Source organism: Streptomyces xanthophaeus (assembly GCF_000725805.1).
In the GTDB taxonomy this organism is placed as follows: domain Bacteria; phylum Actinomycetota; class Actinomycetes; order Streptomycetales; family Streptomycetaceae; genus Streptomyces; species Streptomyces xanthophaeus.
In genome coordinates, this window is the sequence record NZ_KL647132.1 from 596,022 (window position 1) to 618,005 (window position 21,984).

The window sequence follows — 21,984 nt, forward strand, 5'->3', positions numbered from 1 at the left end:
GGCGATCGCCCAGCAGATGATCAAGGACCCGGCGCAGTTCGCGGCGTTCAACAACATCGTTTCCCGTGAGAGCGGCTGGAACCACACCGCCACGAACTCTTCCTCGGGTGCGTACGGCCTGGTCCAGGCGCTGCCGGCCTCGAAGATGGCTTCGGCGGGCTCGGACTGGAAGACGAACCCGGCCACCCAGATCAAGTGGGGCCTGGACTACATGAACTCCCGCTACGGCAGCCCCGTCGGCGCCTGGGACTTCTGGCAGTCCCACCACTGGTACACGCCCGGCCGGGACGACCCGCCGGGCGCTTTTGCGTATCCGGCAGGCGGTGGTCGGTAGGCGCCGCCGGCCCGATATCCGGGAGACCCGGCAGGCGGGCGCGAGGCAGGATGCCTCCATGGACCGCCAACGGATCAGTTTCCTCGCCCACGCCGACCACCCCATCGCCGCCCCGCTGAGCGACGAATCGGTGCACGCGCTCCTCGACCGGGCCCTACCGGCGGGCGGCGACGCCCGGGCCCTCGACCTCGGATGCGGATCGGGCAGCTGGCTCATGCGCGCCCACACCGCCCGCCCGGGCCTTCGCGCCGACGGCGTCGACAACGCAGCCGAGGCCATCGCCGCCGCCACCCGCGCCGCCACCGCCGCAGGACTCGGCGACCGGATCGCCTTCCACGCGCAGGACGCCGAGGAGTTCACCTCCCCGCACTCCTACGACCTGGTCCTCAGCATCGGCGCGTCCCACGCCTTCGGGGGCCTCCTCCCCACGCTGCAAGCCGCCCGCAGGCACCTCGCCCCCGGCGGCACCGTCCTCCTCGGCGACTGCTTCTGGGAACGCGAACCCGACCGGAAGACCCTCGAAGCCGGTTTCGCCGCCGACGACTACGACAGCCTCGCCACGACCGTCGACCGCATCTCGGCCGAGGGCTGGACCCCGCTCTTCGGGCACGTCAGCACCCTCCGGGAATGGGACGACTACGAGTGGTCCTGGACCGGATCCCTCTCCCGCTGGGCCCTGGACCACCGGGAGGACCCGGACAACGCTCACGCCCTCAAGGCCGCGGCCGAGCACCGCAACGCCTGGCTCCACGGCTACCGCGGCACCCTCGGGTTCGTGACCCTGCTCCTGCGCCGGACCACCCAGCCGTAATCGCCCCCGGGCAGAGTCTCGCCTGAGTGGCCGGGGGTCCTACCGCCGTCGGCGCCGGGAGATGCGGGAGCGGTGCCCGGACGGGGCGGGCGGGGCCAGGGCGAACGTCACCGTGATGTGGGCCCCGCCGAGCGGCCCGCGGGTGATGCGCATCGCGCCGCCGGTCGCGCTCGCGGCCCGTTGCGCGATGTCGAGCCCCAGCCCCGTCGAACCGGTGCTGCTCCCGCGGGAGAGTGCCCGGTCCGGATCCGGGATGCCCGGTCCGCCGTCCTCCACGACCAGTTCCACGGCCTGGGCCGTGCGGACGACACGGACGCCGAACGGGGTCCCGGCAGCCGTGTGCCGGAAGACGTTGCCGATCAGCGCGTCCACCACGGCGGCGACGTCGTCGTCGCTCAGGCCCACGGCCGTCGGCTCCTGCGTGAGGTCGAGGCAGCAGGACCGGTTCTGCTGCGCCGCCAGGACCGTCCAGAAGGCGGTCCGGCGGCGGACGACATCCGCTGCCTCGCAGCGGGGGCCCGACGACGCGGGCCCGGTCGCCGACTGCCGCGCCGGCTGCCCCGCGGACGGCTCCGTACCGAGCATGCCCTGGCCCATCGGGCCCACCGCGAGCGGGGTGCGCGCCGCGGCGATGATGGCCTCGAGCTCCGCCTCCAGCTCGCCGACCGCCGCCTCCACCCTGGCCGACTCCGGTGTGCCCGCCATCCGCTCCGAGGCCAGGTGCAGGGCGGTCAGCGGGGTGCGCAGCCGGTGGGAGAGGTCGGCGACGAGTTCACGTTCGACCGCGAGCAGTTCGTTCATCCGGTGGGCCATCGCGTTGAAGGCGACGCCCGCGTCCCTCAGCTCCGTGGGGCCCATGGGGTCCACGCGGGTGTCCAGATCGCCCTGGCCGAGCGCCCGCGACGCCTGCGCGAGCTTCTTGGAGGAGCGGACGACCTTCGCCCCGAGACGGTCGGCGACCAGTACGGACCCGGCGATCAGGCCCACGGCGAGGAACAGCATCACCGCCCACGACTGAGCCACCCCGCGGGTCAGTTCCGCCTGGGGCACGAAGTTCTCGATGACGGCCACCTCGTCGCCCGGCAGCACCACCGGCTGCAGGCAGATCCAGCCCTCAGGGACCTCCTGCGATATCGACTCGCGCCCCCGCTGTGCCCGTTCCAGCAGGGCCGCGGGGGCCTTGGAGGTGCCCAGGGCCGCCGCCCCCGGCAGGTGCACGACCAGGTGCTCGGCCGCGTCCAGGCTCGCCGCGGACTCCCGCAGGGCGTCCGGATCCGTGGTCAGGGTGAGCACCGGCGCCAGGGCCGCGGCACGCTGTTCGGCCGCGGTGACGCCCTGTTCCTTGACCAGTGACATCACCAGGGCGGCCAGCGGTATGAGGAAGGAGAGGGCGACCATGGAGGTCACCGCGAGCGCCACTCCGGCCAGTGAGCGTCTCAACGGGGTGCCACCAGCTTGATGCCGACACCGCGGACGGTCAGCAGATAGCGGGGCGCCGAAGCGCGTTCGCCGAGCTTGCGGCGCAGGGACGACAGGTGCACGTCGACCGTCTGGTCGTCCACGTACGGCTCGCGCCAGACCTCCGTCAGCAGACGCCGTTTGGAGACCACCTGGCCGGTGTGGTGGGCGAGGAACGCCAGCAGGTCGAACTCCCGTCGCGTCAGGCGCAGTTCCTGCCCCGCCAGGTACGCGGTGCGTGCGCCCGGGTCCACCGCCAGCTCGCCCACCGTGGTCGGGCGCAGCGGTTCGGCGGCCGGAGCCACCGCTGCCCCGGCCGCGACGCCGCCGCCCGGGTGGGCGCTGCTGGTGCGCCGCAGGACGGCGGAGAGGCGGGCGAGGAGCTGTCCCCCGGAGAAGGGTTTGACCAGGTAGTCGTCGGCGCCCGCGTTCAGGATGTTGATGATCTCCGCCTCGTCGTCACGGGCGGTGGCCACCAGTACGGGTACGGAGGAGATCCCGCGGATCATGCGCAGCGCGTCACCTCCGTCGAGATCGGGCAGTCCCAGGTCGAGGACCACCGCGTCGACGGGCGACTGCGTGACCTCGCGCAGCGCGCTGAAGCCGTCGGCCGCGCTGCGGACGGCATACCCCTGCTCCGTCAGGACCTCGATGAGTGACTGACGGATGCTGGGGTCGTCTTCCACGACCAGGACGCTCGGCATGCGGACACCTTAGGGGCTCGGCCGGGCGGGGAGTCGGACAGGGGTCAGGGAGTGACGAACGCCGGGCCGTCGTCCGTCACGCGCAGGTGCACGGGGCGGTCGGACACCGGGATGGTGCAGCCGTCCCGCGTGCTGCAGCTCGCGTAGCCGAGCAGTACCGTCGCCTCCCCGCTGCCCGTCGCGCGGACGGGCAGCGTCGTGGTGACCGGGCCGTCCGGGTAGACGGGGACCGGGGCGTCGACCCCGGGCACCGCGATCGACCGCACCTCCGCGTCCGTCCGCAGCCCGCCCTGCGCACCGAGGACGCCGGTGACGCCCACCGTGGTCGGCCGGCCCACGCCCTCGATGCCGGTGGGGGGCAGATCGGTGCTGTAGAGGTGGAACCCCTGCGCCTCGGGGGTGAAGACCGCCGTGAGGGTTCCCGTCACAGATCCCTTCGAGGCCTGCCAGTCGGACACCGAGAGGGTGACGGTGACCCCGTTCTCCGAGAACCGCGTCGTGGGGACGGGACCGTCTGCCGCCCCGCCGGACGATCCGGCGGGTGCCCCGCCGCAGGCCACGAGCGCGGCCAGGGGGACGAGGGATGCCGCGATGCGGGCGCGGCGCCGGCGCTTCACCCGTGTGGAAATGTTCATCTGTATGCCTCTGCGTGCGTCATGAGTTGCTTGTCGGATCAGTGGTCGGGCGCCCCGGGGACGGACGGCGCCCGGGCCCTACAGGGCCGGGTCGAAGTTCGCGCTCCACACCTGCATGCGGTAGACGACGTCGTTCCATGCACCGGTGGCCAGCAGCACGCCGACGAGCACGAGCATGCCCCCGCCGATGCGCAGGACCCACGGGTAGTGCCGTTTGACGATGCCGAAGGCGCCCAGAGCGCGCCGGAAGGCCACGGCGGCCAGGACGAACGGCAGCCCCAGCCCGAGGCAGTAGGCGGCCATCAGCAGGGCTCCGCGGGCCGCGCTCGCCTCGGTCCAGGCGAGCGCCTGGACGGCGGCCAGCGTGGGGCCGATGCACGGGGTCCAGCCGACCGCGAACACGGCCCCCAGCAAGGGAGCTCCGGCGAGGCCCAGCGCCGGCCGCCGGTGGCTGCGGAACTCCCGCTGTGTGAAGCCCGGCAGGAAGCCCATGAAGGAGAGTCCCATGAGCACGGTGAGGACACCGAGCACCTGGGTCACGGCCTCCTGGTGGGCCAGCAGGGTGCGGCCGAAGTACCCGAACAGGGCGCCGCCCGAGACGAGTACCACCGTGAACCCCAGGACGAACAGGACCGCGCCGGTCGCCATGCGGCTGCGGCGCCCGCCGCGCGCGTCCGCCAGGTCGGCGACCGACAGGCTGGTCACGTAACTGAGGTAGCCCGGTACGAGCGGCAGCACGCACGGCGAGAGGAAGGAGACGAGCCCTGCGAGGAAGGCCACCGGGGCCGCTATCACGAGCGCCCCGTTGACCAGCGAGGAAGCGTCCGCGGCCGCGGCGAGCGGCACCTGTACGACCGCCGTCATCCCTCCCCCTCCTCCACCACGCGGTCGAGCAGGGGCCGCAGTTGCCCGGCGGTGACGGCGCCCCCGATGGAGACGGCGATGCGTCCGCGGCGGTCGATCACGAGGGTCGAGGGGATCGCCTGCGGGTTGAGCGCCGCGGGAGGGAAACGCAGCAGGAGCTCGCCGTCGGGGTCGTGCAGGCTGGGGAAGCTCACCTCGTGCGCACGTACGAACGACTGAGCCGCGGCCCGGTCCCGGTCCCGGGTGTTGATCCCGAGGAAGCGGACACCCTCGCCCCGGGTCTGCCTGCTGAGCCGCTCCAGGTCGTCGGCCTCCGCACGGCAGGGAGCGCACCAGGAGCCCCAGACGTTGAGGACGACGACCTGGCCGTGGAACCCGGCGAGGGAGACCGCTCGCCCGTCCAGGTCCTCGCCGGCCAGTGCGGGCGCCTTCTCGCGGGCCCCGGGGTCCACGACCGTGGCCCCGGCCGCGGCCCGGGCGGGCGGCCGCCGCCCCGCTGTCGCCGTCGTGCGTGACCAGACCGGTCAGGATCAGGCCCGCCGCCACCGCGAGACCGGCGCCGGCCGGGACGGCGACGGCCGCACGTCCCCGTCGTGTCACGACGCCCACGTGCGCAGGAAGGAGTTGATGCCTTCCGCGGTCAGGGGCGGGTTGCCCGTGACGTGGGTGTCGGTGCGCAGCGTGCCGGACGGCGAGACGACCACCAGGACGGGCATCGTGTACGTCCCGCCCGAAGGGCTGTACTTGCGCAGGAGCGCGGAGTTGGCGGAGCTGTTGCCGCCGATGTCGACCTTGACGAGGTGGTACGAGGCCCCGAGGAGCGCCGAGGTCTGCGGCTGGGCGAACACCTTGTCGGCGGCCTTGCAGTTGCCGCACCAGTTCGCGCCGAAGTCGAGCAGCACCATCCGCCCGTCGGCCTTGGCCGCGCGCAGGGCCGCGTCGATCTGCTTCTGCGCGTCGGCCGAACTGTCGTAGCCGGGGCCGGGTCCGCGGGCCGGCGCGGGCGCGGCGGAGGTCCGCGGCGGCTTCGTGGGCGTTCCGCCGGAGCCACTGGACCCGGACCCGGATCCGGTGCCCGTGCGGGAGGGACTCGGCGAGGAGCCCTTCGGCGTGGCGGCGGCGGAAGTCGAAGCGGAAGCGGACGGCGAGGCGGATGCGGTGGGGGAGGCCTCGGAGGAGGGGGTCGCCGAGGCCGTGTCGGTGGGGAGCGCCGACGGGGACTGCCGGGCCGTGGCCGCCGCGGAGGATCCGGCGGGCTCGGAGGAAGGCCCGCAGGCGGCGGTCAGTCCGGCCGCGACCACGGCCGCGGCGACCAGCGGCAGGCGCATTCCGAGGGGTGCGGTGGAGCGGGTAGGTGCCGTACGGCGTTCGGCGGGGACGGATCGGAGCATGCGAGAACTCATGGCGGAGACACCCCAAGGCAAGGTTCGGACTGCGAGGTGGGCGAAGCGCACCCCTGCTCGGTGAAACCGGAGGCCCGGAGGTCCACCGGGGTTTCGTGCCCCGGTGCCGAGGGCCGCTCGGCTGACGCGAGCATAGGACCGCTCAGGGCCTGCGGAACCGTGTCGGCGCGATCTTGAGGTTGCCCTAAGGAACAGCTCACCTTCCGCTTCGGCGGAACCCGGTTGAACCCGGTTGAACCCGGCCCATGAGCGCACACAGGACCCTGAACGCCCTAAAAGGGGCAGGAGCGTTCGGGCGGGGCGCATCGACCGTGCGTCCCTGGTGTCAGAACGAGGTCTCGCGGACGCTGGCCTTGGCCCCCGGTGTGATCGTCGCCGTGATGTCGGACCGGTGGTCGCCGCTGGTGAAGGTGACCGTGAGGGTGTCGTCGGCGGTCTGCGAGGTGGCCGTCTTGAAACCGCGGCCGGGGACCGCCGAGATCAGGCACACGCCCCGGCTTCCGTAGCGGACCGTGACCTTGCCGCCCTGCGAGGGGACGGTGTGCAGCCCCGCCCCGCCCTGCTCGCAGTCGACGGCGGGCTTCGGCGCAACGGTCCGCGGGGCGCTGGACGAGGCCTTGGCGGGGGAGGGCGCGGCGGGCGAGGAGGAGGGCCGCTGCGTCACCGTGGGCGAGGGGCTCGCGGAGGCGGTCGGGGTCGCGGAGGCCTGATCGGGCGACGGGCTCCCCGCCTGCCAGGCGGGGGGCGTGTCGATGACCACCGGGGCGGAGCGCGCGACGGGGGGCGTATGCCTGGTCGACCCGACCACGAACTGGACCGTTGCGAGCACGGCGGTCACGCTGGCGGCCGTGCACGACAGCCATATGAGCAGGTAGCGCGGAGTTCGGGGCACGGCCCCATAGTGGCCGACGCACCGGGCTGCCCGTAACCGGCTCCCCCCGAAGACCGGCAGGGGCCACCGCTGGGGCCTGGAGAGTCGCGGGCAGGCCTGTGGGCGGGCGCGGTCGGACGGGCGGCCGGACCGGGGCGCGGGCCCCGTCCGACGGGGCGCCGACGGTCCGTGAAAAGCAGACGTCCCCCGTACCCCGCGTAGGGGCCGGAGGACGTGCCGGAGCCGTTCGGCGGGCCGACGGGGCTGCTGCGCCGGCCCTCTCGGCAGCCGTTCTGCTACTTGCCGGTGCCGAAGTTCTGCGTCCACCACGGGCCGCCGTCGCCCTTGTGGAGGCCTACGCCGATCTCACGGAAGTCGCAGTTGAGGATGTTGGCCCTGTGCCCGGAGCTGTTCATCCAGGCGTTCATCACCGCGTCGGCGTCGGACTGCCCGCGGGCTATGTTCTCGCCCAGGCGGGACCACGCGTACCCGGCGGCTTCCACCCGGCTGGTCATGGTGGAACCGTCAGGTCCGGTGTGTGACATGACGCCGCTGCGGGCCATGGTGTCGCTGTACGCCCGTGCGGCGGCGTTCAGCTTCGCGTTGGCCGTCAGGGGGTCGCAACCGGCCGCCTTCCGCTCTTTGTTGACCAGCGAGAGGACCGCGGACTCGGCATCCGCGTTGACGGTGCCGGAACCGCCCGAGCTGCCCGAGCCGCCGGAACCACTGCCCTTCGTGGGGGCGGGCTTGACCGCCGGCTTGGCGGGTTTGGCCGCCTCCGGCTTGGCCGGAGCACTGCTCGCCGGCGTCGTGGGCTCGGCCGCAGGGGTCGACTCCGTGGCGCCGGCGTCAGGCGTCGCGGACGGGCTCGCACTCGCCGAGGCCGAGGCGTCGGGCGTACCCGAGGGGGACGCCTCGGTGGGACCAGCCGTCGGCGTCGCCGATCCCGTGCCGGACGCCGTACCGGCCGTGCCACCGGCCCGCTGGTCCGTGCGGGCGCCACCGTCGGAGTCGGCCATCGCGACCCCCACCGCCACGACCGCGGCAGCCGCGGTGACGGAAAGCACGATGCGCGTGCGGGCCGTCTTCTTCCGGCGCGCCTCGACGCGGGACGGGGTTGCGGGAGTTCGGCTGCGGCTCATGCCGTTAACACCTCACTGGAGAGGGGGAGGAGGGGAGTCCGCCCGAGCCTAGGCCCGTGACCAGCGAAAAGATCGCCCTGGAGGGGTTCTTCAGGGTCCCTTAAGGAAGCCCGCAGAATCGACACAGGGACAAGCCAGGCAATGGGCCCAAGCCGTCCCGGCGCGGGACCGCCCCGGCTGCCGGTGGATGATGGTCCGCGCCGCTCACGGCGGCGTGCGAAGCGACAGGGGATGCAGCAGTGGTCGAAGTCGGGATCAGCGGGGCCTTCAACGCCAACAGCGTCGGGATGGAACGGTCGCCGTTCCCGCTGAGCTTCAGCGTCCGTGATGCCGGGGGCTCGTGGCAGATGAGTGCTTCGGCGGCCCAGGCGTGCGAGTTGACCGATGTGTTCTGCCGCGGGGCGAACGACACGGTGCTCATCGTGGACGTCGCGACGAACAGCTTCCTGGACGAGGACTACGAGCAGTGGCCGACGTCATCGATCGCCACGGAGCAGGGGGTCGGCTTCACCGTCCACCCCATCGGGGAATGGGCCACTCCCGCCGACGGACTCGGGGAGGAGATCGTGGCGGTGCACCGCGACAGCCTGCCCCGGTTCCTCGACGGCTGGTCGCCCTACGAGCTGTCCCTGATCGACGTGCCGACGGCGCCGACCCAGGACCAGCTCGACGAGATCGCCCTGGTCCTCGGAACGGCTGACCTGGACGAACCCGTCCTGCCCCGTCTCAAGGGATCGCGCTTCTGGTACTCCGGGCATGACGACTGTTACGTGTTTCTCGAATCGACAGATCCGACCATGCCCGCATCGCTCCTGAGCCGACTGCTGGCCCTGATGGCCGGCTCTGCACTGGTCGGTGACGGTGCAAGCTCGTCAGTGGCCTTGCCCGAACCGGACATCGCGACGCTGGCGCCTCTGCTCCGCGAGAGCCCGCACTGGATCGGAGTCATCGCGGCCGCGTCGGCAACCCTGGTGACCATCCACCTCTCCGCCCTCCCGCAGCGGTGGCGCCTGGGCCAGGGCCCGCCCGGACACGTCGACCACACCGCGGTACTCGATGTGACCCGGGGCAGTTGGGAGATCGTCCCGGCGGCGGACAGCGCGCTGCAACCGGCACCCCCGTGCGAGCGTCGCACTACGTATGGAACGTGAATGGCTCTTCTCCCTCATCCCGCTGACGATCGGCGTGCTCTCCCTCAGCTTCGGCGTGTACGGACTCCGCAGGTCGAGCGCGATCCGTCGCACGGGTGTCACCGCTGGGGGGCGGATCGTCCGCCATGAGGTCCATCGGGGCGACGAAGGAGCCAGGTACTACCACCCGGTCGCAGCCTGGACGACGCGCGACGGCCGGGAGTGCGAGTACGCGTCCAGGTTCGGCCGCGGCTCCGTCGGAGCAGCCTTCCGCGTCGGGGCCGCCGCCGTGGTCCGCTACGACCCGAAGGACCCCAGCCGGTTCGAGATCCAGGGCTGGGACGTGGCAACCGTGAACCTGCTGTTCACCGTGCTGGGGTCGGTATTCACGGCGGGCACCTTGACGGTGCTGCTCGTCCGCGTGCTCACTCTCTGACCTCGCTCTCTGACCTCACGATCGTGCGCGACCGGTGACCGCGACCGTCACCGTGACCTGAAACACCATCCCCAGAACGTCGCTCTGCGTCACCTGTACAGTGCCCTGTCTGGCAGCGGCCACCGGCCGCCGAACACACAGGAGCGGTCAAGGGATGAGTGCGGGCAGTGCCGTGCGGGGAACGGGGCCACGTCTGGCGGTGCTCGACGGGGTACGGATCCTCGCCGCGGCCGCCGTGGTCTTCTACCACTACGTCGCCCTGGACAGCGGGTGGGGCGAACCGACCGAGGACGTCTTCCCCGGCGCACGCCCGTTCGCCGTGTACGGCTGGCTGGGCGTCGAGGTGTTCTTCCTGGTCAGCGGGTTCGTGATCTGTATGAGCGCCTGGGGCCGGACCCTGGGCGATTTCACCGTCTCCAGGATCTCCCGGCTCTTCCCCGCCTATTGGGCGGGCATCGTCTTCACCGCCCTCGTGCTGTTCACCTGGCCCGACGTGAGCCCGCTGAAGGCCTTCAGCGATGTCGTGGTGAACCTCTCGATGCTCCAAGGGGGAGTCGGCGTACCGAACGTCGACCAGGCGTACTGGACGCTCTTCGTGGAGCTCAAGTTCTACGTGCTCTTCGCGGTCGTCGTCGTACGCGGGGTGACGTACCGCAACTGCGTGCTCTTCTGCGGCCTGTGGACCCTGGCCGGTGCGGTGGCTCCCGGAGTGGACAATCTCACCTTGTCGTTCTTCGCGGTCCCGTCCTACTCCCCGTACTTCATCGCAGGCATCGCCTTCTACCTGATGCGACGGTTCGGCCCCAGCGGCGTGCTGTGGGCCGTCATCGGTCTCCAGTTCCTCCTCGCGCAGCACTACGTGCACGGCAGGATGGTCACCAACCTGGGCCGCGGACTCACCGAGGAGACACCCGCCTGGCCCGCGCACGTGATCATCGCGATCGGGTTCCTCGGCATGGGGGCCATCGCACTCGGCGCATTCGACCGCGTCCAGTGGTCCTGGCTGCCGCACGTGGGCGCGCTCACCTACCCCTTCTACCTGATACACATGATGGCCGGGCTGACCCTCATCCACCGCTTCCGGAACGACATGGCACCCGTTCCGCTGCTGCTCGGCGTCACCACGCTCATGCTCGTCCTCGCCTGGGGCATCCACCGCTTCGTCGAACGCCCGCTGGGACGGGTGCTGCGCGACCAACTCCGTCGCGGGATGCGGGACATCCGCTCGGCCACGCCCCAACTCCCTGCGACCCTCCCCAGGATCCCGGCCCAGCCCACCGCCTCGCACGACGACCGCGCCTGCGCCCACCACGCCGCCGCGTCCGCCCAACGCCCGACGGCCCCGCCCGAAACCCCCCGAAGCAGTCCGTGAAGCCGGTTCAGGCGGGGCTCGGCTCTTGACCTCGACGCAGCGGCAGGGTTTCTACTGAGAACCAGGCGGATCGGAGCGGTCCCCTGGAGAGGAAACCGAGATGACCGAGACGGACACCACCACGGAGAGGAACCTGGCCCTGCTGCGCACGGCCTACCAGGCCCTGGAGCGGAGAGACCTGGACGCGTGCGTCGGGATGCTCACGGCCGACTTCATCGCCAACGTCCCCGGGCTCCCCGAGCCGCTGCACGGTCCGCAGACATGGCGGTCGGGAGCTCAGGCCATGGGGGAGGGTTTCCCCGACCTGCAGATCCACATCGAGGACATGTTCGGCTTCGACGACCGGGTGGCAGTGCGGGTCCGGTTCCGAGGGACGCACCGGGGCACCTTCCAAGGGGTCGCCGCGACCGGCCGGCAGGTCGGCTTCCGGAGCATCGAGATCTACCGCATCGAAGGCGACAAGATCGCCGAGGAGTGGGTCGCCCCGGACATGATCAGCCTCATGCAGCAGATCGCGCCCGCCCCCGCCGGATCAGAGGCGGTGGGTCGGCGCGGATGTCTGGGTCCAGTGCCAGTTGACGGGTGACCACTGCTTCTTCAAGGCGGTGCGCTGCCGGGCGTAGGCACGCAGGGCTTCCTCGACCGCGCCCGCGAGGTCGGTGAGGTCGTCCTGGGCCGGTACGCGCAGGATCAGGTGCTGCTTGGTGTGGACCAGCAGAAGGTCGCCGTCGGGGGTGCACGCGCCGAGGGTGAAGTGGGTCAGAGGCTTGAAGGCCTTGGAGTCGGTGTCCAGCTTGGCGCGCAGTACCCCCGCCCGGTTCCAGGCGTACAGACCGTACCGGTTGAGGTGGAAGGCGTGGCCCCGGTGCGGGTCACCGGCCAGCTCGAAGCAGAAGCCGGTGAAGGGCGAGTCACGCCACTCGTGCAGCCCGGCGAGGCGTCCGGTCATCTCGCCCCGATCGTCGACGAGGGCGAACACGAAGGGCTGGCCACGGCTGCCGCCGCGGAAGGTCTCGGCGTAGAAGGGGACGACGAACAGGTCCTCGGCCAGGGCCACCGGTCGCCCCACGTGCGAGCGCTCCCACTTCGAGAGGCGGTCCTCGCCGGCCACCAGCTCGGTCAGCGCGGGCCGGGGCCGGTTCGCCACACCGATCGGCGCGCCCCCGTGCAGGACGTGCGCGCGCAAGTCGGCCTCGCTCTGGTGGGCGGGCTGTGGGTCGAGCGAGGCGATCGCCTGGATCACCGGCCGGGAGGTGGCGGTCAGGGCGCCGTCGGCCACGCCGACGATGTTGGTGAGGAGGTTGCCGTACCGCCACACCCCGTACTCGGCGACGGTGCACAGCAGGCGTCCCGAGGGGGTGACGCCGATCGAGGTGGCGAAGGCGTTGCCCGGCGCGGACTCCCCGAAGGGCCGTCGGTCCTTCGAGTCGTAGGCGGCCAGCACCCGGCTCAGGTCGGGCGCGACGAGGGTGGTGTTGTCCGGGAGGGCGCTGATCGCCAGGACGCCGTCCGGCAAGACGCACAGACTCATGTCGCCGCCGTCGACCACGGCGGAGGGCTCACCGGCGCCGTCCGAGCGGAACAGGGCGCTCGCGACGACCTCGCCGTCCGGGGCGTACCGGGTGATGATCCGGTACCCGAAGCCGGCCTTCTGCGGATCCTGTTCGTCATCGGGCACCCCGTAGGTGTGGCGGTACACCCCGTACAGCGCGTACACGTCGCCGTTCGGCGCGCCGACGACGTCGTAGGCCTGGACGCCCCAGCCCGTCGAGTACAGCGCGGTCAGGTCGATGCGGTGGTGGTCCACCAGAGTGCCCGGCAGGGCCAACGGATACGTCTGGATCATGTGCTTCATCCTGGCGCACGCCACTGACACCGGACTTCGGGGGGAGGCGCAGCGCAATTCCCGTCGCGGGAGCGGCCGGAACTGGCGAGACTTGCGCCATGAGCACACGACCCGAGACGGCGCACTCGTACGGCTACGCCGTGGTCGCGAACGTCCGACGCGAGGTCCCCTACGGCCCCGAGGGGACCGAAGTCCGCAGCGGCACCAAGCACTTCCCCGCGGGAGGCAAGGTCTGGCTCGCCACGCCCTGCTGGGACCTGGGTTTCGGCGATGCGCTCGCGGTGGGGCGCCATCGGGGCTCGCCCCGCCTGATCGGGGTGGTCGCCCGCGTGATCCACCTGGAGAACTTCCGCGTCCGGGCCGTCTACAGTCCGGACCTGGACCGCAGGCTGAGCACGTACCCGGGCACCGGGCTCTGGGCCGAGCGAGAGCGCGCCGAATGGCAAGCCGTGCGCTGGGCGACCGGCCAGGACCTGTTCACCTGACCGCCCGAACGTCCAGCTCGTCCTCGATCCGGACGTGGCCGTGGGCCGTATCGGCACCACTCGGGTGCCGCACCTCAGCCTGCTCGGCGTGCACCACGACCACCGGCGCGTGGCGTCGGATCGGCCGTGGTCCATGCCGTGCTCGGGGCTGCGGACGCGGTGGAAAGGTATGGACAGGTGTGGACAGCGCTGGGCAGTCACCGCCCCTCCAGGGCCTGGAAAGTGGACAGCGGCCGACAGGAGTCTGTGTGCCGTACCCGCACACCGGCATCCGAAGGAGTACCGACCATGACCCGCCGCACGCTCCGCACCATCACTGTGCTGACCGCCGCCGCAGCCCTCTGCTCCGCAGTCTCCCCCGCCACCACCGCCTACGCCGCGCAGGACACCGCTCGGCGCACGGCGAGGGTCGTCGCCGCCTGGGCCGGCGCCTGGAACGGCAGCGACCCGCAGGCCCTCGGCGCCCTGTTCACCGCCGACGGCACCTACACCGACGAGGCGATCGCCGTCACCTTCCGCGGCCCCGAGGAGATCGCCGGCTGGAAGGCGCGTGCCGACACCCTCATCGACGACGTCCACGTCAGCATCCGCGGCACCCGGCTCCAGGGCGATCGCGTCACCGTCCGGGCCGTCTACTCGGGCCACCTCAAGGGCGCACCGAAACCCTTCGCCGTGCCGATGACCACCGTGCTCGACCTCGACAGGAACCACTGCCGGATCACCTCCGACCAGGACCACTACAGCCTGGCGACGGTCCTCACCCAGTCCGGCCTGCCCGCCGACTGGACTCCGCCCACCACCTGACGGACCTACCCTGCGGGTCAGTGGGCGAACAGCGGGGACACCGCGGCCTCGGAGCTGCTGTTCCAGTACGTCACCCGGGCCTTGTCGTCCACGTACACGCCGCCCTTCGGCATTTCCAGGAGCACGCCCTCGCCCGTGTTGGTGTCGGGGCGCTGGCCGTGGGGCGCGAGGGCCATGTTCTTCACCAGGGTGCTGACGTCCTTGTTGCTCTGGCGCAGGAGCAGTCCCGCGTACGCCTCCTTGCCGGGGGCGAGGGTCACCTCGGCCTGGGGGCCGGAGTTCTTGAAGACCCCCACGACCCGGCCCTGCCCGTCCTCCAGCCGCAGTACCGGATGGCTCCGCAGCTTGCAGGGCTCGGTGCCGGTGTTGGTGACGACCAGCAGGAGCTTCGAGTCGTCCTTGGCGGGCGGTACGGCCCACTCCACCTTGACGTCGGTGTACTCGTCGGGGCAGTTGCCGTCGATGCCCGTGGGCTCGCCCTCGGCCTCGCCCGGACGGGCCGGCGCGGTAGCGGAAGGCGATGTCGGAGGAGAGGCCGAGGAGGAAGCGGAAGGGGAGGTGGAGGACTTCGGCGCAGGAGTGGCGCCCGCCTTGTCGTCGCTCGGCCCGCAGGCCGTGGCGGCCAGGAGCGAGGCGGCGGCGAGGCCGAGGGCGCCGAACGCCCGGGTCCGGGTGGTCTTGCGGAAGGTGCGCATCACGAGCCCCCGTGGCTGCTGACGTGCTGGGATCGGTCTGGAGAGGGATGCCCGCCCCGGCCGCCCATTCACGCCCCGGCAGGGACCGTTACAGCTCGCGTATACGGCGGTGACCGTTCCGTCGCGCCGGCCTCAGGAACACGACCCTCTCCATACGGGCGGCATCAGCGGCTGCGCCCGCCGCCCCGCCCCAGCGCCTGCAGCGCGATCCGCCGGTGGCTCAACGTCAGTTCCACAGCACTGGTGTCGCCGAGCGCCCGGTAGAGGTCGGCCGTCCGCTCGGTGACGCCGATGGCCTCCTCGTACTGGCCGACGTCGACGAGGGTGGCGCCGAGCAGCAGGAGCGCCTGGGCTTCACGGGAGCGGTCCCCGGCCCGCCGGCAGGTGGTGAGGTACTGCCGGAGCACCGGGACGGCCAGGTCCTTCTGCCCGGATTCCAGCAGGCCGGTGCCCAGCCGGGACAGGGTGTGGACCTCGGCCGCCCCGTCCCCGCCGGCCGCACCGAACGCAGCGGCGGCCGCGAGGCCGGCGGAGACGGCCTCCTCGAAGCGCTGCGTCTTCAAGAGCGCGTCGAGGAGGTTGTACAGCGCCGAGCCCGCGGTGCTCCGGTCGCCGATCTCCGTGGACACGGCCGCGGCCTCCCGGCAAGCCGGGACGGCCTGCTCGGGCCGGCCCACCTTCAAGAGGGTCGCGCCGAGGTGGTAGAGCGCCTGCGCCTCCCGGGGGCGGTCACCGATCGCACGCTGAAGGACGGCGGCCCGCCCACAGGCGGTGATGGCCTCCTCGAAGCGTTCCAGCTTCAGCAGGCCCCGGCTGAGGTTGAGGAGCGCGCTCCCCTCGGCCGCGGCGACCTCCACGGCCCGGAACACCTCCGCGGCCCGCTGGTTGGCGGCCACGGCCTCCTCGTAGCGGCCCAGGTCCAGGAGGGTGGCGCCCATGCCGTACAGCGTCAGGGCCTCGCCCTGGGAGTTGCCCGACTCCCGGCAGAGTTCCGCGGAGCGCCGCCACGCGGTGATGGACTCCTCCGGCCGCCCCAGGGCCGCGAGGGCGCTGCCGAGGTGGCGCAGTGCGTCGGCCTCGCCGGAGTGGCTGCCGCTCTCGCGGTGGAGAGCCGCGGCTCGCGAGCAGTGGCGGACGGCCTCCTCGAACCGGCCCTGATCCTCCAGCGCGCTGCCGAGGCCGACCAGAGCCAGGGCCTCGTGGCCGCGGTCGCCGAGTTCGTGGTAGAGATCGGCGGCCCGGCGGCTGGCGGTCATGGACTCCGCGTGGCGTTTTGCCTCGCCGAGGGCGCTGCCGAGCTCGCCCGTCGCCTGGGCCTCGCCCGAGCGGTCCCCGGCCGAGCGGAACGCGTCGGCGGCCCCTTGCAGCGCCGTGATGGCCTCGTCCGGCCGTTCCAGGCCGCGCAGCGCGGCCGCGAGCCGGTCGAGGACCAGGCCCTCGCCCTTGTGGTCACCGGCCTCGCGGTACCGTACGGCGGCCTGTTCCAGGACGGACCTTCCCTCCGCGAAGCGGTCGGCGGCCACGAGGGAGGTACCCAGGCCGTGCAGCGCCGGGCCCTCGCCGGCGAGTTCGCCGGTCTCCCGGCAGACCGAGAGTTCCCGCTGATAGGCGGCGACGGACTCCCCGAAGCGCCGGACCGCGAAGAGGCTGATGCCGAGGCTGTGCAGCAGCACGCGCTCGCGCTCGCGGTTTCCCAGTTCGAGGTAGCGGGCCAGGGCCCGTTCGGCGGCGCCGATGGCCTCCTCGAAGCGTCCGGCCCTCGCCAGGGCCTCGTTCAGATTGGACAGGGCGTCGGCTTCACCCCTCGGATCGTCCGTCTCGCGGCACAGGGCGGCGGCGCGCTCTGCGGCGGCCACGGCCTCGTCCAGCCGCCCCACCAGCCCACCGGCACCGGAGAAGTTGATCAAGGCCTCCGCCTCGCCCTGCCGGTCACCGGCCTCGCGGTAGAGGGCGGCGGCCTGCTCGCTGGCGGTGGCGGCCTCCTCGTACCTCTGGGTGCGCAGCAGCACGGTCCCGAGCCGGAAGAGCGCCCGCCGTTCCAGCGCGGTGTCCCCGGATTCCCGGTAGAGGCGGGCGGCCCGTTCGTAGGCGTCGGCGGATTCCCCGTAGCGCTCCGTCCGCGACAGGGCGTCGCCGAGGTTGAACCGCGAATCCGCTTCGTTGTGGACGTCGCCCTTGTCGCGGTAGATGTCCGCAGCCTGTTGCGTCGGGAGGATGGATTCCTCGGCCCGGCCCATGGAGAGGAGGGCGTTGCCGCGGTTGTGGAGCGGCTGGCCCTGGCGGTCGTCGCCGGTCCCCTCGAAGACGGCCGTCGCGCGTTCGCTCACCGCTGCGGCCTCGGCGAACAGCTTCCGGCTGGTCAGGGCGTTGCTCAGATTCGTCAACGCTGCGGCCTCCAGGTACCGTTCGCCGGTTTCGTGGAAGATGTCCACGGCCCGTTCGCACACGCCGATCGCCTCTTCGCCCCTTCCGGCGTTGGCGAGGGCGTTGCCCAGGTTCACCAGCGCCGCGGCTTCGGGAGTGCGGTCGCCGGTCCCGGCGAAGAGGGCGGCCGCCCGCTCACTGAGAGCCACTGCGTCCTCGAAGCGCCGCATGCCGATCATCGCGCGGCCCAACGCGGAGAGGACCTCCCCGGCCTGACGCAGGTCGCCGGCTTGCCGGTAGGCGGCCGCTGCCCGCTCACAGGAGGTTATGGACTCCTCGATGCGCCCCACCGAAACGAACGTCCAGCTGAGGTTGCGCAGCGAACGGGCCAGGTCGGGGAGGTCGGTGGCCGGGTGGGCCTCGGCAATGCGGTGGTACAGGTCGGTGGCCTGCTGAGTGGCGGCCAGCGACTGTTCCCTCAGGTCCTCGACGGCCAGCCGGTGCGCGAGGTCGCTCAGTACGCGGGCGTGGTCGGGGGAGTTGATGGTGGGGTTCGCCTCGGCCATCTGCCGGTAGAGGTCGGCGGCTTCCCGAGTGGCGGCGAGCGCCTGTGCCGCACGGCCCGCCGCGGCCAGCTGTTCGCCGAGTCCGCTCAAGGCGATGGCGAGACCGGCCCGGTGCGCTCCGGCGTGCGTCTCGGCCAGCCGCCGCTGGATGTCCACGGCCTCCTCGACGGGGGCCAGCGCATCCTCCTCGAAGCCCGAGTTCCACAAGCTGGTCCCGAGGTTGATCAGCGCCTTCGTCAGATCGGGCTGGAAGGCAGCCGGGTTGGCCTCGGCGAGACGGCGGTACAGCTCGGCGCTCTCTCCCGCGGCGGCCAGGCCCTCCTCCTTGCGGCCCGCCTTGAAGGACACGTGTCCGAGGTTGGTGAGGGACGCGGCGAGGTGGTGGCGTTCCGCGGCGGGGTCGGCCTCGGCCAGCTGCCGCTGAAGACCGACGGCCTCCCGCATGACGGGCAGTGCGTCCTCGTAGCGGTGCACGGCCGACAGCCCCAGGCCGAGATTGCTCAGCAGTCCGGCGAGGCCCGGGCGGTGGGCGGCGGGGTCCGCCCCGGCCAGCTCACGGCAGAGGTCCACGGCTTCCTGGGTGACGGCCAGCCCCTCGTCGCGGCGGTCGTGGGCATGGAGCCTGGCGCCGAGACTCGTCAGGGACGCCACCAAGGCGTCCCGGTCGGCGGCCGCGCCGGTACCCGCCAGGGTACGGCTGATGGCGGTCGACTCCTCGGCCGCGGCGAGTGCCTGCTCCTCACGGCCCATCGCGGACAGCCGGCCGCTGAGGTTGTTGAGCGAGACGGCCAGGTGGCGGCGGTACCCGGGGTCGGCGGCGGCCGCCAGCCGGTTCAGACGGACGGCCTCCTCGGTGGCGACGAGCGCCTCCTGCCTGCGCCCGGCATTGTCGCGACGCCACGCCAGCGTGCCGTGCAGCCACGCGAGCCGGCCGGGGTCGGTGGTGGCTGCCAGGCGCTGGGGGATGAGGACTTCCGTGAGGGCGAGGATCCCGATGTCCAGGTCGGCGTGGCGGCCGTTCGGCAACCGGTCCTCGACGGCCTCCAGGACCGACAGCAGCTCGGCGTCGAGGCGGCCGTCGTACGGATTCGTGCCGCCGAGCTCGGCCAGCGTGGTCAGGGCGGGACTGCCCGCCTCGACCGCCACACCGGGATCGGCCCGCAGGAGCGGATACAGCACCTTGCGGCCCACGTGCGCCCAGCGGGCGGCGGCCGACGCCAGCATGGTGACGGTGCGCGGGGCCACGACGGACCGGAGCCTGCCTTCTTCCGTCAGAGCGGCGGGAGCATCGAGGGTCCACGGGTCGGGGTCGTCGCCCGTGATGTCGTGGCCCGGTAACAGCAGGCCGAGGAAGTCCTCTGCGAGCCGGTCGGGATACAGCGGTTCCAGGACCAGGTCGCGGTCGGCGGGCGGATAACAGAAGCGGTGGTCGGCGATGAGTTCCTGAGGGTCGCCGGGCACCTCCAGCGTCCGCAGGGCCCTGGTGCCGGTGCGATGGCTGACCGCTCCGGTGAGGGCGGCGGTGAACACCGTCTTGGCCATGGTGGAGGGCCTGGTCCGGAAGTCCTGCCCGTGGACCCCGGCTTCGGAGAGCCGCTGCCACGCCAGACGCTCGCGGTCCAGGAGGTACGCCGACAACTCGTGCGGCCGGGCAGGAGCCTGCTGACCGCGTGCGTGGGCGTCGACGGCAGCCAGTGCCGCCATGTGCAGGGTCAGCGTCAGACCGAACTCGCGGTGCTCCAGCGAGCCGGGCGGCCGCACGCCCGAGGCGTCCGGAACTCCGTACAGATCAGGTGCGGCGTAGCGGTCGCGGGCCGCGGCGAACATGCGGGGCCGGTCCACGGCCAGGTCGGGAAGGAGCAAGTCGTCCACGGCGGCCCGGCGTTCGCCCAACGAGCCGCGCAGGGCCGCGAACCAGCGGACGGTGCGCCCGATCAACAGCACCCGGGTGGGCCGTTGCTGGTGGAGCAGGGGCTCGGACAGCAGGCGTTCCAGCTCGCTGTGCACCCACCGGTCGGCGTAGTCGACGACGAGCAGCACTCCGGCCGCGTCGTCGGGGGAGGCGGCGGCGCCGTGGCTGACGGGGGAGAAGCCGGTGGTGGCGCCCCGGAACCCCCCTTGCAGGACGTACCACCGCCGGCCGGACGGGAGCCCCGGATCCCGGGAGCGTTCGGCGAACTCGGTGGCCAGGCGCGTCTTGCCCTGCCCGCCGGGGCCGTGCAGGAGGAGCACGGACAGCCGTGCACCACCGGCGTCCCGCCACTCCCGCAGCCGCTCCAACTCGGCTTCCCTGCCGGTGAAGGGCACGACGTGACTGCGCGCGTCGAGCAGCCGGCTGGGCTGCGCCATCAGCCAGGCCGCGTCGGGTGCGGTCGGGGCGGGTAACTCCTCCAGCGTGGGATGGCGGGAACCGAAGTAGTTGTTGACCGTCGCCGTCGCGTACGGCCCCTGCGCCCCCGCTCCGCCCGGAGACACCCGCTGTTCGTACCGGTTCCCCGTCACGACTGACCCGTGCTCCCGGGAGTCCGGGTGCCGGGCGCGTAGTGGTGATGGTTCACCGTCACAACGGCCCCGGGGCCCTGGGCACCGCCGCCGCCGTTGTCCACCCACTGGTTGTAGACGGTGTTCCCGCGCTCCTTCAGCACCTCGCTCAGAGCGTGGATCTGCGCGTCCGCGGAGAGGTTCTCGGCGAGCAGCCGGCGCAGCAACTCCTCCACCTCGTCCGCACGGTGCGCGTTCGCCGTCAGCACCGCACCGAGCCGGGCCGTCAGCAGGTCGAGCACGGCCCGTTCCCGCGCCGCGTCACCGTGGTCACGGGCGGCGAGGACGGTGGCGCGCGCCCGCTCCAGCTCCTCCTCGGCGCCGCCCGCCCCTTCGGTGCGCCGCTCCAGGCCCAGCAGCCGGGCGAAACCGTGCCGGGCGTGGCCCCAGGCGTCCGTGGTCATGGCGGCGACGAGCGTGGTCGCGGCGGTGGCGGCGACGGTCACAACGGCAGGATCCACAGTGCTCTCCCTCCCCGTGGGGGCTCATGCTCCCCGAGAACACTAGTGTGCCCGCTCAGGCATCGACGGGGGGTGGATGTCTGAGCGACGACGGGTCCACGGCCCTTCCCCCGAGAGGTGCACGGGACATGCTTCAGCCGTCGTGCCCGGCGGTTCGGCGCAGCTTGGCGCGGTGGGCGAGCGCCTCGACGATGCGCCGCCATGCCGGTGATGCCTCGGAGATCCGCGAAGAGACCAGCTTCAGGTATCCGGCCCGGTCGTCGTCCCGTGCGTGTGCGATCTCCCACGCGTCCAGGTCGTCGATGAGCCGGTCCAGGCGCGGATCGTACGGATCCCAGTCGACCGACTGATCACAGGCGAGGTAGAGCCGCGTCGTCTCGGGGTCGTCGAAGCCGGCGTTCTTCTCCCGTATCCGCTGCGGCATGACCTGCGGATCCAGTGCCTGCATCAGGATCCACGCATCGCGCTCGAGCCGTACCCGCCGCTCGCTGACCCCGAGACCGCGCATCCGGTCCAGGACGGCGACCACCTCGGGGGGCAGGACGAGCCTTTCGCCGCTGTCCAGTTCGGCGATGCGGCGGCGGTATGCGGTGAGACGGTCGATCTTGCGCTGCAGTTCCAGGTCGATGTCGGCGACGGCCGCGGTGAATTCGGCCGGCTGCGCATGCAGCAGTGCGTCGATCCGGGCCAGGGGCACCCCGGCGTCGGCGAGGGTCCTGATCCGGATGAGGTCCACCGCCGCCTGCGCGCTGTACCTGCGATAGCCGGAGGCATCGTGCTCGGGCTCGGGCAGCAGGCCGACGTGGTGGTAGTGACGGACGGTGCGCACGCTCACCCCGGCGGTTGCCGCGAGCTGGCCGATCGTGAGCACCGTCCTCCTAGGGCCTTCGTGCAAGGTGGTCGGGTGCCGAGTCTAGTGCTGTGACCCGGTGGCCCTTTCCGGCCCCGCCCCTACAGGGTGTTGCAGAAGGTCGGTTTCGGGCAGGCCGGTGTGGGTGGTTGACCTGCTGTTCCTCCGGTCATGGCGAGGTTGTGCAGGGTGGCGACGGCCTGGACGGCCTG

Annotated in this window: 20 protein-coding genes and 1 pseudogene; 8 read left to right on the forward strand and 13 right to left on the reverse strand. The window is 72.2% G+C overall.

What is annotated here, in order from left to right; all coding sequences use genetic code 11:
- Both IO30_RS0132085 and IO30_RS0132090 read left to right on the forward strand, forming a co-directional pair.
- A pseudogene (locus IO30_RS0132085) lies at positions 1–274 on the forward strand (aggregation-promoting factor C-terminal-like domain-containing protein); the annotation flags it as partial.
- A 118-nt stretch (positions 275–392) separates the two neighbouring features.
- The gene (locus tag IO30_RS0132090; RefSeq protein WP_031148877.1) at positions 393–1,145 is read left to right on the forward strand and encodes an SAM-dependent methyltransferase; all 753 of its coding nucleotides are present in this window, start codon (positions 393–395) and stop codon (positions 1,143–1,145) included.
- Positions 1,146–1,184: 39 nt separating this feature from the next.
- Here IO30_RS0132090 and IO30_RS0132095 read toward each other — a convergent pair whose 3' ends face one another.
- The 8 genes from IO30_RS0132095 to IO30_RS0132130 form a co-directional block, all read right to left on the reverse strand.
- Positions 1,185–2,585, reverse strand: coding sequence for a sensor histidine kinase (locus IO30_RS0132095; protein ID WP_031148879.1), 1,401 nt, complete (start codon positions 2,583–2,585; stop codon positions 1,185–1,187).
- A complete protein-coding gene (locus IO30_RS0132100; RefSeq protein WP_031148881.1) occupies positions 2,582–3,307 on the reverse strand; it encodes a response regulator transcription factor in 726 nt (241 codons plus the stop codon). The genes IO30_RS0132095 and IO30_RS0132100 overlap by 4 nt, the downstream gene beginning before the upstream one ends.
- A 44-nt stretch (positions 3,308–3,351) precedes the next feature.
- Entirely contained in the window at positions 3,352–3,942 is a 591-nt protein-coding gene (locus tag IO30_RS0132105) for a hypothetical protein (RefSeq protein ID WP_157853412.1), read from the reverse strand.
- A 78-nt stretch (positions 3,943–4,020) separates the two neighbouring features.
- Entirely contained in the window at positions 4,021–4,806 is a 786-nt protein-coding gene (locus tag IO30_RS0132110) for a cytochrome c biogenesis CcdA family protein (RefSeq protein WP_031148885.1), read from the reverse strand.
- Positions 4,803–5,258 (reverse strand): TlpA disulfide reductase family protein, encoded by a 456-nt coding sequence (locus tag IO30_RS41270; RefSeq protein ID WP_051902700.1) that lies wholly within the window; start codon positions 5,256–5,258, stop codon positions 4,803–4,805. Before IO30_RS41270 ends, IO30_RS0132110 begins: the two co-directional genes overlap by 4 nt.
- A gap of 144 nt (positions 5,259–5,402) precedes the next feature.
- Positions 5,403–6,197, reverse strand: a complete 795-nt coding sequence (locus IO30_RS42335; protein ID WP_051902702.1) for a thioredoxin family protein — start codon at positions 6,195–6,197, stop codon at positions 5,403–5,405.
- A gap of 337 nt (positions 6,198–6,534) precedes the next feature.
- On the reverse strand, positions 6,535–7,101 hold the full coding sequence (locus IO30_RS47320; protein ID WP_234321851.1) for a hypothetical protein: 567 nt from the start codon (positions 7,099–7,101) through the stop codon (positions 6,535–6,537).
- A gap of 275 nt (positions 7,102–7,376) precedes the next feature.
- Complete coding sequence (locus IO30_RS0132130) at positions 7,377–8,222, reverse strand: CAP domain-containing protein (protein WP_031148891.1); 846 nt, start codon at positions 8,220–8,222, stop codon at positions 7,377–7,379.
- A gap of 239 nt (positions 8,223–8,461) precedes the next feature.
- Between IO30_RS0132130 and IO30_RS0132135 the strand changes: the two genes are divergently transcribed.
- The 4 genes from IO30_RS0132135 to IO30_RS0132150 all read left to right on the forward strand — a co-directional run bounded on the left by IO30_RS0132135 (position 8,462) and on the right by IO30_RS0132150 (position 11,746).
- Positions 8,462–9,373 carry a hypothetical protein gene (locus tag IO30_RS0132135; RefSeq protein ID WP_051859656.1) on the forward strand — a complete coding sequence of 304 codons (912 nt, stop codon included), beginning with the start codon at positions 8,462–8,464 and terminating at the stop codon, positions 9,371–9,373.
- Entirely contained in the window at positions 9,363–9,788 is a 426-nt protein-coding gene (locus IO30_RS0132140) for a DUF3592 domain-containing protein (protein WP_031148895.1), read from the forward strand. Before IO30_RS0132135 ends, IO30_RS0132140 begins: the two co-directional genes overlap by 11 nt.
- Before the next feature lie 154 nt (positions 9,789–9,942).
- Entirely contained in the window at positions 9,943–11,160 is a 1,218-nt protein-coding gene (locus IO30_RS0132145) for an acyltransferase family protein (RefSeq protein WP_051859657.1), read from the forward strand.
- Between the two features lie 100 nt (positions 11,161–11,260).
- Complete coding sequence (locus IO30_RS0132150; RefSeq protein WP_063768235.1) at positions 11,261–11,746, forward strand: ester cyclase; 486 nt, start codon at positions 11,261–11,263, stop codon at positions 11,744–11,746.
- Here the strand turns inward: IO30_RS0132150 and IO30_RS0132155 are convergent.
- Positions 11,693–13,006: a hypothetical protein gene (locus IO30_RS0132155; protein ID WP_031148900.1), complete on the reverse strand. Its 1,314-nt coding sequence runs from the start codon at positions 13,004–13,006 to the stop codon at positions 11,693–11,695. The genes IO30_RS0132150 and IO30_RS0132155 overlap by 54 nt on opposite strands.
- A gap of 98 nt (positions 13,007–13,104) precedes the next feature.
- Between IO30_RS0132155 and IO30_RS41280 the strand changes: the two genes are divergently transcribed.
- Together IO30_RS41280 and IO30_RS0132170 are read left to right on the forward strand one after the other, a co-directional pair.
- On the forward strand, positions 13,105–13,491 hold the full coding sequence (locus IO30_RS41280) for a hypothetical protein (protein ID WP_051902704.1): 387 nt from the start codon (positions 13,105–13,107) through the stop codon (positions 13,489–13,491).
- A gap of 288 nt (positions 13,492–13,779) precedes the next feature.
- Positions 13,780–14,295 carry a nuclear transport factor 2 family protein gene (locus IO30_RS0132170; protein ID WP_031148902.1) on the forward strand — a complete coding sequence of 172 codons (516 nt, stop codon included), beginning with the start codon at positions 13,780–13,782 and terminating at the stop codon, positions 14,293–14,295.
- Positions 14,296–14,312: 17 nt separating this feature from the next.
- Here IO30_RS0132170 and IO30_RS0132175 read toward each other — a convergent pair whose 3' ends face one another.
- From IO30_RS0132175 to IO30_RS0132190, 4 genes are all read right to left on the reverse strand, one after another.
- Positions 14,313–14,990, reverse strand: coding sequence for a DUF4232 domain-containing protein (locus tag IO30_RS0132175; protein WP_031148903.1), 678 nt, complete (start codon positions 14,988–14,990; stop codon positions 14,313–14,315).
- Between the two features lie 164 nt (positions 14,991–15,154).
- Positions 15,155–20,422: a tetratricopeptide repeat protein gene (locus IO30_RS42340; RefSeq protein WP_051902706.1), complete on the reverse strand. Its 5,268-nt coding sequence runs from the start codon at positions 20,420–20,422 to the stop codon at positions 15,155–15,157.
- Positions 20,419–20,922: a type 1 periplasmic-binding domain-containing protein gene (locus tag IO30_RS42345; protein ID WP_157853413.1), complete on the reverse strand. Its 504-nt coding sequence runs from the start codon at positions 20,920–20,922 to the stop codon at positions 20,419–20,421. The genes IO30_RS42340 and IO30_RS42345 overlap by 4 nt, the downstream gene beginning before the upstream one ends.
- A 133-nt stretch (positions 20,923–21,055) precedes the next feature.
- Complete coding sequence (locus IO30_RS0132190) at positions 21,056–21,793, reverse strand: MerR family transcriptional regulator (RefSeq protein ID WP_031148906.1); 738 nt, start codon at positions 21,791–21,793, stop codon at positions 21,056–21,058.
- Between the last annotated feature and the right edge of the window lie 191 nt (positions 21,794–21,984).

Bases quoted from the DNA above. Each gene is read 5' to 3' on its own strand.
- IO30_RS0132100 (WP_031148881.1), bottom strand. From the start codon at position 3,307: ATGCCGAGCGTCCTGGTCGTGGAAGACGACCCCAGCATCCGTCAGTCA.
- IO30_RS0132105 (WP_157853412.1), bottom strand. From the start codon at position 3,942: ATGAACATTTCCACACGGGTGAAGCGCCGGCGCCGCGCCCGCATCGCG.
- IO30_RS42335 (WP_051902702.1), bottom strand. From the start codon at position 6,197: ATGCTCCGATCCGTCCCCGCCGAACGCCGTACGGCACCTACCCGCTCC.
- IO30_RS0132170 (WP_031148902.1), top strand. From the start codon at position 13,780: ATGACCCGCCGCACGCTCCGCACCATCACTGTGCTGACCGCCGCCGCA.
- IO30_RS0132175 (WP_031148903.1), bottom strand. From the start codon at position 14,990: ATGCGCACCTTCCGCAAGACCACCCGGACCCGGGCGTTCGGCGCCCTC.
- IO30_RS41280 (WP_051902704.1), top strand. From the start codon at position 13,105: ATGAGCACACGACCCGAGACGGCGCACTCGTACGGCTACGCCGTGGTC.
- IO30_RS0132145 (WP_051859657.1), top strand. From the start codon at position 9,943: ATGAGTGCGGGCAGTGCCGTGCGGGGAACGGGGCCACGTCTGGCGGTG.
- IO30_RS0132110 (WP_031148885.1), bottom strand. From the start codon at position 4,806: ATGACGGCGGTCGTACAGGTGCCGCTCGCCGCGGCCGCGGACGCTTCC.
- IO30_RS0132130 (WP_031148891.1), bottom strand. From the start codon at position 8,222: ATGAGCCGCAGCCGAACTCCCGCAACCCCGTCCCGCGTCGAGGCGCGC.
- IO30_RS0132150 (WP_063768235.1), top strand. From the start codon at position 11,261: ATGACCGAGACGGACACCACCACGGAGAGGAACCTGGCCCTGCTGCGC.
- IO30_RS0132140 (WP_031148895.1), top strand. From the start codon at position 9,363: ATGGAACGTGAATGGCTCTTCTCCCTCATCCCGCTGACGATCGGCGTG.
- IO30_RS0132155 (WP_031148900.1), bottom strand. From the start codon at position 13,006: ATGATCCAGACGTATCCGTTGGCCCTGCCGGGCACTCTGGTGGACCAC.
- IO30_RS0132090 (WP_031148877.1), top strand. From the start codon at position 393: ATGGACCGCCAACGGATCAGTTTCCTCGCCCACGCCGACCACCCCATC.